This window comes from Streptomyces sp. M41(2017), assembly GCF_002078175.1.
GTDB lineage: Bacteria > Actinomycetota > Actinomycetes > Streptomycetales > Streptomycetaceae > Streptomyces.
This window is the reverse complement of record NZ_MWFK01000001.1, coordinates 813,987-827,541: the sequence shown is the minus strand read 5'-3', so window position 1 is coordinate 827,541 and position 13,555 is coordinate 813,987. Positions and strand designations below refer to the sequence as shown.

Genomic DNA, 13,555 nt, shown 5'->3' with positions numbered 1-13,555 from the left:
AGTGGCCCGCAAGTGGAGTGGCGCACAAGGAAGCGGCCCGCAAGGCGGCGGCACGCAAGGAAGGGGCACGAAGGCAGCCGCATGCGAGGGAGCGGGGCGCCGCCCGGCGGATCCGCGCCAGGCGGGCCGGACAAGTTGATCAGCCCTGAGTATCTTGCGACTGATTAGCTTAGGGCTAAGCTAATAATCATGGTCACGAACCGCTTCGCCCTGACCGCGCTCACCGCGCTCGCCCCGGTCTCCTGGGGCAGCACCTACGCGGTCACCACCGAGTTCCTGCCTGCCGACCGGCCGCTGTTCACGGCCGCGCTGCGCGCCCTGCCCGCGGGGCTGCTGCTCCTCGCGCTCGCCCGCGTGCTGCCCCGGGGCGTCTGGTGGGGGAAGGCGGCCGCGCTGGGCGCGCTGAACATCGGCGCGTTCTTCCCGCTGCTGTTCCTCTCCGCGTACCGGCTGCCCGGCGGCATGGCGGCCGTCGTCGGCTCGATCGGGCCGCTGTTCGTGGCGGGCCTCTCCGTGCTGCTGCTCGCCGACCGGCCGACCCTCCGCGCGCTCCTCACCGGCGTCGCCGCGGCGCTCGGGGTCAGCCTCGTCGTCCTGAAGGCCGCGGGCGCGCTCGACCCCGTCGGGGTCCTCGCGGCGCTCGCCTCCACCGCCTCGATGTCCGCGGGGACCGTGCTCACCAAGCGCTGGGGCCGGCCCGACGGGGTCGGCCCGCTCGCGCTGACCGCCTGGCAGCTGACGGCGGGCGGGCTGCTGATCGTGCCGGTGGCCCTCGCCGTCGAGGGGGCCCCGCCGGCCCTGGACGGCCGCGCGGTCGGCGGCTACCTGTACCTCGCCCTGGCGAACACGGCGGTCGCCTACTGGCTCTGGTTCCGCGGCATCGGCCGCCTGACCGCCACCCAGGTCACCTTCCTCGGCCCGCTCTCACCGCTGACCGCGGCGGTCATCGGCTGGGCCGCCCTGGGGCAGACCCTCACCCCACTCCAACTGGCCGGGACGGGACTGGCGTTCGGGGCCACGATCCTCGGCCAGCTGAGGACCCGCGAACCCGCCGCGGCGGCCGCCGTCACCGCCGTCACCTCGCGCAGGGAGGCCGCGATCGTGCGACGGGCCCCTCGGCCCGTCGGTCGCGCCGAGGGGAACGCTCCGGAAGACACGATGGACCTGTCGGCTCCGGGCTCGCGACGGTAGGCCTGACGGGCGGACGCCTCGCCGCCCGCCCGTCAGCCCCGTTCCACCGCGTACAGGAAGCAGCCGTACTCCACCGCCCGCACGTGGACGAGCGCCACCTCAGGGTCGGTGAAGGCCGCGCGGAAGGCTTCCTGGAACGCGTCCGGGGTCTCCACCAGCCGGCCGCCCAGGATGTGTCCCTCGGCCGAGTAGCGGCGCAGGACGCGGTGGGCGTTCGTGAAGGGGAGGTCCCCGTCCGCCGGGCCCGCGCAGTCGTCGGCGTGCACGAAGACCGGACCCTGCTCGTCGTACGCGCCCGGGTCGGTGCCGGTCCGCGCGGCCCGGCGGCGCAGCGGGGCGTACGAGACGAGGGCGATGCGCTCGCCGGGTTCACTGCGGCGCAGGCAGCAGCGCAGTGGCGCGCCGCCCTCCGGATCGGTCAGCGGGACCACCGGACGACCGGCGTCGTCGCCGTCACGGAGCTCCTTCAGGACGGTCGGGGGGATGGGCCGTGCGGTGTACGTCGTCATGGCTCCAGGCTCGCGCCCGCGCGGGCCGGGCACCGGCGGGAAACGGACATCGCCTTCCGTGCGGGTCCCGTGGAAGGATGGCGCAACCCACACATAACGAGGAGATGACCGCGTGCCTGGCACAAACCTGACCCGCGAAGAGGCGCAGCAGCGCGCGAAGCTGCTCACCGTTGACTCGTACGAGGTCGATCTCGACCTCTCCGGCGCGCAGGAGGGCGGCACCTACCGGTCCGTGACCACGGTGCGCTTCGACTCCGCCGAGGACGGCGCGGAATCGTTCATCGACCTGGTCGCCCCGACCGTCCACGAGGTCACCCTCAACGGCGACCCGCTCGACCCGGCCCAGGTCTTCGAGGACTCGCGGATCGCCCTGCCCGGTCTGCTGCAGGGGCGCAACGTCCTGCGCGTCGTCGCGGACTGCGCGTACACCAACACCGGTGAGGGTCTGCACCGGTTCGTCGACCCCGTCGACCAGCAGGCCTACCTCTACACCCAGTTCGAGGTGCCCGACGCCCGCCGCGTCTTCGCGTCCTTCGAGCAGCCGGACCTGAAGGCGACCTTCCAGTTCACCGTGAAGGCGCCGTCCGGCTGGACGGTCATCTCCAACTCGCCGACGCCGGAGCCCAAGGACGACGTCTGGGCCTTCGAGCCGACGCCGCGGATCTCGTCGTACATCACCGCCCTGATCGTCGGCCCGTACCACTCCGTGCACAGCGTGTACGAGAAGGACGGACAGTCCGTGCCGCTCGGCATCTACTGCCGTCCCTCGCTCGCCGAGTTCCTCGACTCCGACGCGATCTTCGAGGTCACCCGGCAGGGCTTCGACTGGTTCCAGGAGAAGTTCGACTACGCGTACCCCTTCAAGAAGTACGACCAGCTCTTCGTGCCCGAGTTCAACGCGGGCGCGATGGAGAACGCGGGCGCGGTCACCATCCGCGACCAGTACGTGTTCCGCTCGAAGGTCACCGACGCCGCCTACGAGCTGCGCGCCGAGACGATCCTGCACGAGCTCGCCCACATGTGGTTCGGCGACCTCGTGACCATGGAGTGGTGGAACGACCTGTGGCTGAACGAGTCGTTCGCCACGTACACCTCCATCGCCTGCCAGGCCCACCACGCGGACAGCCGGTGGCCGCACTCCTGGACCACCTTCGCCAACTCGATGAAGACGTGGGCCTACCGGCAGGACCAGCTGCCCTCCACCCACCCGATCATGGCGGAGATCCGCGACCTCGACGACGTGCTCGTCAACTTCGACGGCATCACGTACGCCAAGGGCGCCTCGGTCCTCAAGCAGCTCGTCGCCTACGTCGGCATGGACGAGTTCTTCAGCGGCGTCCAGGCCTACTTCAAGGCCCACGCGTTCGGGAACACCCGCCTCTCCGACCTCCTCGGCGCACTGGAGCAGACCTCCGGACGCGACCTCGGGACCTGGTCGCAGAAGTGGCTCCAGACCGCCGGCATCAACATCCTGCGCCCGGAGATCGAGACCGACGCCGACGGTGTCATCGCCTCCTTCGGCGTCCGCCAGGAGGCCCCCGCGCTGCCGGCCGGCGCCCAGGGCGAGCCCACGCTGCGTCCGCACCGCATCGCGGTCGGCCTCTACGACCTCGACGCGGACAGGGGCAAGCTCGTCCGCGGCGAGCGCGTCGAGCTGGACGTGGACGGGGAGCTGACCGCCGTGCCGCAGCTCGTCGGCACGCGCCGCCCCGACGTGATCCTCCTCAATGACGACGACCTGTCGTACGCCAAGGTCCGCCTCGACGAGGACTCGCTGGCCTTCGTCACCGAGCACCTCGGCGACTTCGAGTCCTCCCTGCCGCGCGCCCTGTGCTGGGCCTCGGCCTGGGACATGACCCGCGACGCCGAGCTGCCCACCCGCGACTACCTCGCCCTGGTGCTGTCCGGCATCGGCAAGGAGTCCGACATCGGTGTCGTCCAGTCGCTGCACCGTCAGGTGAAGCTCGCGATCGAGCTGTACGCCGACCCGACGGCCCGCGAGGCGCTGCTGACCCGCTGGACGGACGCGACCCTCGCGCACCTGCGGGCGGCCGAGGCCGGCAGCGACCACCAGCTCGCCTGGGCCCGCGCCTTCTCGGCGACCGCCCGCACGCCGGAGCAGCTCGACCTCCTGGAGGCGCTCCTCGAGGGCCGCGAGACCGTCGAGGGCCTCGCCGTGGACACCGAGCTGCGCTGGGCGTTCGTGGAGCGGCTCGCCGCCGTCGGCCGCTTCGACGAGGCGGAGATCGCCGCCGAGTACGAGCGGGACAGGACGGCCGCGGGTGAGCGGCACGCGGCCACCGCCCGGGCGGCCCGGCCGACCGAGGAGGCGAAGGCGGAGGCGTGGGCCTCGGTCGTCGAGTCCGACAAGCTCCCGAACGCCGTGCAGGAAGCGGTCATCGGCGGCTTCGTCCAGACCGACCAGCGTGAGCTGCTCGCCCCGTACACGGACAAGTTCTTCGCCGTGGTCAAGGAGATCTGGGACGGCCGCTCGCACGAGATCGCGCAGCAGGTCGCCGTCGGCCTCTACCCGTCCGTGCAGGTCTCCGAGGAGACCCTCGCCAGGACGGACGAGTGGCTGGCCTCGGCCGAGCCCAGCGCCGCCCTGCGCCGCCTCGTCTCGGAGTCCCGCTCGGGTGTCGAGCGTGCGCTGAAGGCCCAGGCGGCCGACGCGCAGGGGACCACCGCGTAGGACGTGCCCGGCGGGAGACCGTGACGGCGGGCGGGGAGAGCGGACCGCTCTCCCCGCCCGCCGTGGTGTTCCCTCCCGCCGTCGTCCTGCCGCCCGTGGCAGGGGCCGGTCGGTGCCGGTCCGTGCCGGTCAGTGGGGGACCATTCCGCCCGTGACATTGACGAACGTGCCCGTGATGCCCCCCGCCAGGTCCGAGGCGAGGAACGCGGCGGTGGCGGCGATCTCGGCCAGGGTCGGGTTGCGGCGGGTCATGCGCATCCCGGCGAGGTTCGCGAGCAGCCCCTGGAGGGCGGCGTCGTCGAGGTTCATGCTGCTGTCGACGGCGGCGAGCTTCTCCCGGGTCAGCGTCTCGGGCACCCCGGCCGCCCACAGGCCCACGACCCGCAGCCCGTGCGGTCCCTGTTCCGTGGCCAGGTTCCGCACCAGCGTGTCGATCGCCGCGTCCGCCGGTCCGGTGCCGCCCATCATCGGACTGCCGTGCGCGGAGCCGCTGTCGAGGGTGAGGACCACGCCCGAGCCGGACCGGGCCATGCGCCGGGCGGCGGCGCGGGCGGTGATGAAGTTGGTGCGGACGCCGGTCTCGACGGGCCGTACGAAGTCCTCGACGGACAGGTCGACCAGCGGCAGGCCCTGCACGTCGCCGCGCGTCACCAGGTTGAAGGAGATGTCGAGGGCGTCCAGCGAGGCGAGGTGGGCCTCGACCGCCGCCTCGTCCAGCGCGTCGAGCACGGCGGTCTCGGCGTGCCCGCCCGCCGCCGTGATGTCCTTGGCCACCGTCTCCAGGGTGTCGGCCGTGCGCCCCACCAGGTGCACACGGGCGCCCTCATGGGCGAAGGTGCGGGCGACGGCGCCGCCGATGGATCCGCCCGCGCCGTAGACGACCGCGGTCTTGTCGGTGAGCAGCATGGTGATCTCCTGAGGTGTTCGTCCGCCGTATGGGTCCTGTGTCCGCGTACGGCAGGCCGTGCCGGTCGGCCGTACGCGTCGGTCATACAGACGTCACGCCCCCGTCCCGCTCATCGGTCGGCGTCCGGCGCACGGCGCGGACGGCTCGGCGGGCGGGTCGCCGAAATCGCCCGCCGGGCCGCCCGCCGGCCGCTCATCGGTCCGCCGGGAGCCGCAGCGGCAGCCCGAACGCGGGGAAGAGGTGCGGCTCGAACGAGGTGATCTCCACGATGCGGTCGCCCTCGATGCGCAGGACGTCCAGGACCTGGGCGCGGTAGACCGTCGTACCCGGGCGCCGTACGTAACCCCCGGCCGCGAGCTGCCCGTTGGCCCGCGCGGGCAGGTGGCGCCAGTGCCCGAGGAACATCGGGGAGGCGGGGTCCAGGCTGATCCGCAGGAACTCGGTGATCGCCTCCCGCCCCACGAACCAGAACGGGTTCGGCGGCATGGTGAGCGCGATGTCCTCGCTGAGCAGGCCGGTGAACAGCGTGAGGTCGAGGCTCTCGGCGGCGGCCATGTAGCGCCGCAGAACCTCCCGCTCGCGGGCGTCTGTCTCCGCGGTCCACTCGGTGCGGCGCCGGGGCAGCCGGTCGCGCAGCGTGGGCCGCGCGCGCTGCAGCGCGCTGTTGACCGAGGCCACCGTCATCTCCAGGGCCTCGGCCGTCTCGGCGGCGGACAGCCCGAGGACGTCCCGCAGGACCAGTACGGCGCGCTGGCGGGCCGGCAGATGCTGGATGGCGGCCAGGAACACCAGCTCCAGGGTCTCCCTGGAGACGGCGAGCGCGTCCGGCTGCTCCTCCGCCGAGGGCAGGTCCTCGTCGGGGTACGGCTGCAACCAGGTGACACGGGCCGGGGGCTCGGCGCTGCCGTGGTTCATGCCGGGCAGCGGCTCGTAGCGCTGCGGGCGCCGGGCCGTGCGCCGCTGGAGGTCCAGACAGGCGTTGGTGGCGATCCGGTACAGCCAGGTCCGTACGCTCGCCTTCCCGGCGTAGCCCTCACGGGCCCGCCACGCGCGCAGGAACGTCTCCTGCACGAGGTCCTCCGCGTCGTCGTAGGACCCCGACATGCGGTAGCAGTGCACCCGCAGCTCGCGGCGGTACGGCTCGACGAGCACGGCGAAGTCGCTCTCGTCGAGGACGGACTCCGCACCGGAGTCGTGCGCCAGGGCCTCCCGCGGGCCGGAGTCCGGCGTCGCGTGGTCGTGCGTCACGCGGTCGTGCGTGACGGAATCCGGCGAGCCGGGGCCGCCGGGATCTCCCGGGGAGGCGGGCGACGAGGGCGGGGGAGGGACCGCCGGTTCCGTCACGGCGGCGGGCGTGACGGAACCGTCCTTGGCCGAGTCGCGGGCCACCCGGGCGATGCGGCGCAGCTGTCCGACGGAGGAGGCCAGGTCGTTCACACCGGAGTAGAAGACCGACGGAGGCTGCGGCACCAGGTCCTCGACCTGCCGGCCGATCGCGGCGATCAGGCCGCGCACGGTGTCGGCGGGTGCCGCCCGGCGGTCCCGGTACGCCTTCTGCCGGCAGGCCGCCGAGCAGTACACGGAGGAACGCCCCGTTCGTCCGGCCCGCCCGGGCAGGGGCTTCCCACAACTGGGGCACACGGTGTCGGCGACCACGGGGACCTCCGGGCTCTTTCGTCACGCGGGGACGACGTGACGCTATCGGCTCGAAGGCCCCGCGCACCGGGGAAGCGCCGTGACCGACCGGCATCCGCGCGCCCCGCGGATCACGGGCCGCGGTCCGTGCGGAGCCGGGCAGCCGCCCTGCGCGACCCCTGCCCGTGCGACACGGGAGCGCCCTGCGCCGGCCGGGGACGCTGGAACGCCCTGCGCCGGCCGGGGACGCGGGAGCGCTCTGCGCCGGCCGGGGAGGCGGGAGCGCTCTGCGCAGGCCGGGGACGCTGGAACGCCCTGCGCCGGCCGGGGACGCGGGAGGGGCGGGGTGCCGGCCCGCACCCCGCCCCTCCCGACCCGTCCGGTCGCCCGGAACGTCAGCTCCGGCGGTCCTTCAGCTCGGCCGCGACCAGCTCCGCGATCTGGACCGCGTTCAGCGCGGCGCCCTTGCGGAGGTTGTCGTTGGAGACGAACAGCGCGAGGCCGTGCTCGGCGGTCTCGTCCTGGCGGATGCGGCCGACGAACGACGCGTCCTTGCCGGCGGCCTGGAGGGGCGTCGGGATGTCGGAGAGGACGACGCCCGGGGCGCCCGCGAGCAGCTCGGTGGCGCGCTCGGCGGAGAGGGGCCGCGCGAAGCGGGCGTTCACCTGGAGGGAGTGGCCGGAGAAGACCGGGACACGCACGCAGGTGCCGGAGACCTTCAGGGCGGGGATCTCCAGGATCTTGCGGGACTCGTTGCGGAGCTTCTGCTCCTCGTCGGTCTCGTTCAGGCCGTCGTCGACGACGGAGCCGGCGAGCGGGAGCACGTTGAACGCGATCGGCCGCTTGTAGACCTGCGGCTCGGGGAAGTCGACCGCCTCGCCGTCGTGGGTCAGCCTGTCGGCCTCGGCGACGACCTTGAGGGCCTGGCCGTGCAGCTCGGCCACGCCCGCGACGCCCGAGCCGGACACCGCCTGGTAGGTGGCGACGACGAGCGCCTCCAGGCCCGCCTCCTCGTGCAGCGGCTTCAGGACCGGCATCGCGGCCATCGTCGTGCAGTTCGGGTTGGCGATGATGCCCTTGGGGCGGTCGGCGATCGCGTGCGGGTTCACCTCGGAGACGACGAGGGGGACCTCGGGGTCCCTGCGCCAGGCGGAGGAGTTGTCGATCACGACGGCACCCTGCGCGGCGACCTTCTCGGCCAGCGCCTTCGAGGTCGTGCCGCCGGCGGAGAAGAGCACGATGTCCAGGCCGGAGTAGTCCGCCGTGGAAGCGTCCTCCACCGTGACACCGTCGACGACCGTCCCGGCCGAGCGGGCCGAGGCGAACAGGCGCAGCTCGTCGACCGGGAAGTCCCGCTCGACGAGGATCCTGCGCATGACTGTGCCGACCTGACCGGTGGCTCCGACGATTCCGACCCTCACGGCGACTCCCTTTGCGTGCGTTTCACGTGGTCCAGCGCTTCCATCATGCGTCTGACCCGGCCCCGCGTGTCCAATCCTTTCGCCGTGCCGCCCGAGGATCGGGACGCCTCCAGGGGGCTCCGGGAGCCCGATCCTGCGGCGGTCCGACGTCCGGGTACGAAGAAATCGCCCCGCGACGAAGGGGAACCGCAAGCCGTACGGTGTGGGCCCCGTCATGGTTTCCGGTCCGGTGTGACGTACGACTCGAAGCCGGCCGAACGTTTCGGCCCGCACCGGCGTCCTAGGGGAAACGCGGGAGGGGAGGGTGGCTGTGCTGCGCAGAAAGCCACGCCGCGCACCGGGGGCGGACGACCCCCTGGACGCGGCGCAGGAACGCCGGGTGCGGGCCGTGCTCGCGCTCGGCGGGGTGCCCCAGGCGGATCTGCCGGACGGGGTGCAGCAGGTACGGCTGCGGCTGCTGGAGCGCGCGGCCAAGGGGGACGAGGCGCCGCGCGACGTGTCCGCCTGGGCGGCGGTCGTCGCCTCGAACCTGGCGATGGACTGGCACCGGGCGAAGCGCCGGCAGGAGCGGATCGGTGAACGCCTCGCCTCCCTGCGGCAGATGGAGCAGCCCTCCGACGAGGAGTCCAGCGTGCTCGCGCTGGCCGTCGCACAGGGACTGGACGAACTGCCCGACGCCCAGCGCCAGGTCGTCGTCCTGAGGTTCTACGCCGATCTGCCCGTGCGCGGGATCGCCGACGAACTCGGCATACCCGAGGGCACGGTCAAGAGCAGGCTGCACACGGCGGTCCGCGCGCTGCGCGCCCGCCTGCACGAGGACGAGGTGGTGTGACGTGGCCGAGTACGAAGGGGTCGACGCGCTGCTGGCCGCGATCACGGACGCGTCACTGCCCCAGGGTGCCCGCGACGACGTCGTGTTCATGGCCGAGCACCGTGCGGCCCGCGAGGACGTGGACATGCTCCGGGAGCAGCTGATCGTCATCGGGGACGCCCTGGCGGACCCGGGGAACAGCACCGGGACCGCCGACGCCGCCAAGACGTCCCGGAAGGCCGGGAAGGCCGGGAAACCGGCGGGTGCCAAGACGCCCACGGTCACCGGGAGGCCGGGACAGGGACGTCCGGGGAGTGCCCCGGGCCGCTCCCGACGGCGTGGCGCGTTCGCCGTCGGCGCCCTCGCGGCGGCCGCGGTGGCCTCCCTGGTCGTCGGCATGGGCTGGCTGGTCGCGCAGGGCGGGGCCGGAGCGAACGACACGGCATCCGCCGACTCCAAGAGGGCCGACACCGGCGGGAGTCTGCTCAGTGCGCCGGGCTACCTCGCCTGCTCCCGGCTCGTGGCCGAGGGCACGGTCGCCCGCGTGAGCCAGGAACCCGGCACCGGCCAGGACCGGATCACCCTCGACGTCTACCACTACTACAAGCCGGCCAAGGGCGAGAAGGAGATCACCTTCCTGATGGAGAAGGACGTCTTCCCCCGGCTGCACAAGGGCGACGAGGTGCTGGTCGGCATCCCGCGCGGCGCGGCGGGCCCCGACATCTGGACCACGGGGGACGAGGCCATCGCCCGGGAGCGCTCCTGGATCGTCAAGGCACTGCCCGAGTCCCGCGGCATGAAGTGCGGGGAGTGAGGGGCGGCCGGGCCCGCCCACGGTGACGGGTGGCCCGGTCCGCCGACGGTGGCGGGTGGCCCGGGCGGGCGACGCCGACGGACGGCGCGGGCCGCGCGCCGGGGTCGTGGCGCACACGAAGGGCGGGCGCCCGTTTCCGGACGCCCGCCCCGTGCCCGTACCGCTCACGCGGCCCGAGGCCTACGCCGTCACGGCGTGACCTTCTCGATCTTCACGCTGCCGGTACCCGCGACGGTGCCGTGCGCGTTCACCAGCTGGACCTGACCGAAGAACTCGCGTCCCTCGGGCGCGGCCGCGGCGGCGGTGACCGAACCGGACACCGTGGCCGAGGCGCCGGTCGCCAGCTTGACCGGGGTGGAGTCGTCGACCGTGACCGTGCCGAGCGCGCTGGAGAAGAACACGTCCAGGTAGTCGTACGCGGTCGAGCCCGACGGAACCGAGTAGCCCGCGACCTCGACGGTGTACGTGCCGGCGGCGGGGGAGGCGATGGAGACGGCCTCCTCCGAGTCACCGTCCGCGGACTGCCCGACGACCGTCCCGGCGGCGTCGTACACCGTCAGGTCCAGGTCGGCGGCGGTGTCCGAGACGTTGCCGATGGACACGTCGAGCGACGCGGCGCCCGCGGGGACCTCGACCGTGGTGGTCTGCGTCGCGCCGTCGGCGATGGTCGGCCGGGTGCTCTTCGAGGAGCCGAGCGGGCCGCCCTTGAGCTTGCCGTCGATCGCGGCGAAGTTGTTCGTCACCTTCCAGGAGGCGGTGGACGGGACGCCCACCTTGGCCTCGGGGACGGTCACGACCGCCGGGTCGAACGCCGCGCCGAGCACGGCGACGTCGAGCTTGTACGGGTTGTCGAGCAGCGGCGAGGTGCGGCGCGCCTCGACCTCGATCTCCCAGACGCCGGCCTGCGGGTCCGCGTAGGAACGCACGTCGGGCTTGCAGCCGTTGCCGTCGAGGTAGTTGTTGTAGCAGTACGGGGTGCCGGTGTCCTCCACCGGAACGCCGTACGGGTGGATCGAGATGAACCGGGTCTGGCTCTTGTCCTTCAGCCCGCCGATCGCGACCTCCAGTGCGGAGGCGCCCTCGGGGACCGTGACGAAGTAGGACGTGGTGCTGTTGCGCTGCACCGAACCGGACGCCTTGTACGTGTACTTGACCGGCGCGGAGACGATGACGGTCGACAGGATCTGCTTGTCGACGCCCTCGGTGCGCGGGTCGTCGACCTCCAGGATCGCGCTCTTGAGACCGGCCGACCGCGGGGCGGCCTGCACCTTGACGGTCACCGGCTGGTTCAGCGGGAGCCTGACCTCGTCCGAGCCGACGATGCGGAAGGTGTTCTCGGCGTTGTTCTCGAAGTGCAGCTCGTGCCGGATCGCCCGGTTCTCACCGGACGTACGCGTCACGGTGATGTCGTACGTCCTGCGCTCGCCGGCCTTGAGGCCGCCCTCGCGGTCGTAGAGGCCGGTGCCGAAGCCCGGCGTCTTCAGCGCGTAGTCGATCGCGGTGTCGACCGGCGCCTTCACGGCGTAGTCGTGGGCGGTGGCGCCGTCACGGATCGAGTCCCAGGCGTCGGGGATGTTGATGAGCCCCGCACCCTCCTCGTACGCCTGGACGCCCTTGATGTGGTCGGCGGTCGACGTCAGCGCGGTGCGCAGGGTGGCCGGGGTGAGGTCGAGGCCCTTCTGCTTCGCGGCGCTGATCAGCAGGGCGGAGGCGCCCGCGGCCTGCGGGGACGCCATCGAGGTGCCCTGCAGCATCGAGTAGCCGGCCGGCAGGGTGTAGCCCGCCTCGGCGACCGGGGAGCCGGGCAGCCAGGTCTGGGTGGAGTTGATGGAGGCGCCGGGCGCGCTCAGCGTCGGCGTGAAGCCGCCGTCCTCACGCGGGCCGCGCGAGGAGAAGGGCAGCATCGCGTACTTCTTCTCCACCTGCGAGCCGTAGTTGGAGGCCCAGGTGTCCTTGGAGATGGTCGCGCCCACCGAGATGACCTTGTCGGCCAGGCCGGGGTCGCCGATGGTGTTCGCGCCGGGGCCGGAGTTGCCCGCGGAGATGACCAGCTGGACGCCGTAGGTGTCGATGAGGCGCGTGTAGAGCTCGCTGCGCGCGTTGTTGCCGTCGTTGAGCGCCGGCAGTCCGCCGATGGACATGTTCACGATGTCGACGCCACGGTTGGCGACGAGGTCGATCATGCCCTCGGTGAGCGCGACGTTGGTGCAGCCGCCGGTCCAGGTGCAGGCGCGCGAGGAGACGATCTTCGCGCCGGGGGCCGCGCCGTTCATCCTCCCGCCGAACAGGCCGTTCGCGGAGGTGATGCCCGCGACGTGGGTGCCGTGCTCGGACTCGATGACGCCGATGTTGACGAAGTCGCGCTTCTGGCCGACCCAGTCGCCGCCGTACGGGTCCATCGGGACGTCCTTGCGGATCTCCACGACGAAGGGCTGGCGCTCGACGACGTCCGTAGCCGGGTTGTCGGTACCGAAGTAACCGATCTGGAAGCCGTCCTTGTACGGCTTCATCGGCTTGTCGTCGGTGAAGTTGCCGTTGTTGTCCAGGTCGACGGTGACCGTGCCCGCCGCCGGGTCGTAGAGCACGCCCCACACGTCGGTCGTGTCGCCGTCGCGGTTCGCGTCGCCCTTGGCGTCACCGCCGGCCGTCGACGACTCGCGGAAGGTGCTGATCTCGTACGATCCCGCGGGCGCCGTCCACGTGCGGCCGCTGTACGTGAAGGTGGGCCCGGCCACGGGGGTGATCATCGGACGCCAGGTCGCGTCGCTGTCGAGGATCGGGTCCGTCGAGGTCACCCAGTCGACGATCTTGCGCTCGCCGGTGGTGGTCTTCTGGAGCGCCGGGTGGCCGAGGTCGACGCCCGAGTCCAGGATGCCGATGGTGACCCCGCGGCCGTCCGCCTTCGGGTGGTCCTTCACGAAGTCGACGGCACCCGTCTCGAAGGACGGGTTGTACGGGTTCTCCGCCGGCGTGTTCTTGCCGGGGGCCCGGTACGTGGTGGCCGTCGAGGTGTTGCTGCCGTGCTTCGCGGTGTCGGCGCTCGGCGTCGGGTCGTCCAGCGCGATCTCCTGGCGCAGGTCGATCCCGTGCACCGAGGACAGTTTCGCGGCGGCGGCGATGGCCGCGTCCGCCCGGCCCGTCGGGACGGTCGCCCGGACGTAGCCGAGCTTGTCGTAGGTACGGCCCACCGAGCCGCCCTTGACCGCGTCCAGCTGCTCGGCGACCTGCTCGGTCCGACCGGGGGCCGTGGCGATCATCATCGTGACGTTCTTGTCGCCGTTCGCCTTGGCCTCGGTGAGGAGGTCGGCGTCGCTCGAACCGAGCTTGGCGGCTGCTGACTTGGCGCCGGGGTCGGCGGTGGGCGCACCCGGGTCCGCGGAGAAGGCCATGGGTATCGGGCCGGCCGCGGAGAGCGCGGCCACCAGGCCCGCGGCCACGGCAATGCGGGCCACGCGTCTCGCGCCCGATATCGGGGCGCGTTGAGGGTCGGAGATCATCTGCATCCCTTGTAGGTAAAGGAACGAGCGTGGAGCGGCCGGTTCCGACGGTCGATACGGGCCGGTCGCGTCAGTCCG

Annotated in this window: 9 protein-coding genes; 4 read left to right on the top strand and 5 right to left on the bottom strand. The window is 72.6% G+C overall.

Annotation, left to right across the window (positions count from 1 at the left end; all coding sequences use genetic code 11):
* The first annotated feature begins 189 nt into the window (after window positions 1-189).
* The gene (locus tag B0675_RS03695; protein ID WP_081217290.1) at window positions 190-1,191 is read left to right on the top strand and encodes an EamA family transporter; all 1,002 of its coding nucleotides are present in this window, start codon (window positions 190-192) and stop codon (window positions 1,189-1,191) included.
* 32 nt (window positions 1,192-1,223) lie between these two features.
* Here the strand turns inward: B0675_RS03695 and B0675_RS03690 are convergent, their stop codons facing one another.
* The gene (locus B0675_RS03690) at window positions 1,224-1,700 is read right to left on the bottom strand and encodes a DUF1203 domain-containing protein (protein WP_081217289.1); all 477 of its coding nucleotides are present in this window, start codon (window positions 1,698-1,700) and stop codon (window positions 1,224-1,226) included.
* 112 nt (window positions 1,701-1,812) lie between these two features.
* Here B0675_RS03690 and pepN point away from each other — a divergent pair, with 112 nt between their 5' ends.
* A complete protein-coding gene (gene pepN / locus B0675_RS03685; protein WP_081217288.1) occupies window positions 1,813-4,392 on the top strand; it encodes an aminopeptidase N in 2,580 nt (859 codons plus the stop codon).
* Between the two features lie 129 nt (window positions 4,393-4,521).
* On the opposite strand, the gene B0675_RS03680 is transcribed toward pepN, so the two are convergent.
* The 3 genes from B0675_RS03680 to B0675_RS03670 all read right to left on the bottom strand — a co-directional run bounded on the left by B0675_RS03680 (window position 4,522) and on the right by B0675_RS03670 (window position 8,355).
* Complete coding sequence (locus B0675_RS03680) at window positions 4,522-5,298, bottom strand: SDR family oxidoreductase (RefSeq protein ID WP_081217287.1); 777 nt, start codon at window positions 5,296-5,298, stop codon at window positions 4,522-4,524.
* Window positions 5,299-5,491: 193 nt separating this feature from the next.
* On the bottom strand, window positions 5,492-6,955 hold the full coding sequence (locus B0675_RS03675; RefSeq protein WP_081217286.1) for a sigma-70 family RNA polymerase sigma factor: 1,464 nt from the start codon (window positions 6,953-6,955) through the stop codon (window positions 5,492-5,494).
* Between the two features lie 374 nt (window positions 6,956-7,329).
* Complete coding sequence (locus B0675_RS03670; RefSeq protein WP_081217285.1) at window positions 7,330-8,355, bottom strand: aspartate-semialdehyde dehydrogenase; 1,026 nt, start codon at window positions 8,353-8,355, stop codon at window positions 7,330-7,332.
* Window positions 8,356-8,659: 304 nt separating this feature from the next.
* Here B0675_RS03670 and B0675_RS03665 point away from each other — a divergent pair, with 304 nt between their 5' ends.
* Together B0675_RS03665 and B0675_RS03660 are read left to right on the top strand one after the other, a co-directional pair.
* On the top strand, window positions 8,660-9,187 hold the full coding sequence (locus tag B0675_RS03665) for a sigma-70 family RNA polymerase sigma factor (RefSeq protein WP_107482556.1): 528 nt from the start codon (window positions 8,660-8,662) through the stop codon (window positions 9,185-9,187).
* Between the two features lies 1 nt (window position 9,188).
* Entirely contained in the window at window positions 9,189-9,980 is a 792-nt protein-coding gene (locus B0675_RS03660; RefSeq protein ID WP_081217283.1) for a hypothetical protein, read from the top strand.
* A gap of 188 nt (window positions 9,981-10,168) precedes the next feature.
* Here the strand turns inward: B0675_RS03660 and B0675_RS03655 are convergent, their stop codons facing one another.
* A complete protein-coding gene (locus B0675_RS03655) occupies window positions 10,169-13,477 on the bottom strand; it encodes a S8 family serine peptidase (protein ID WP_081217282.1) in 3,309 nt (1,102 codons plus the stop codon).
* Window positions 13,478-13,555: the final 78 nt, after the last annotated feature.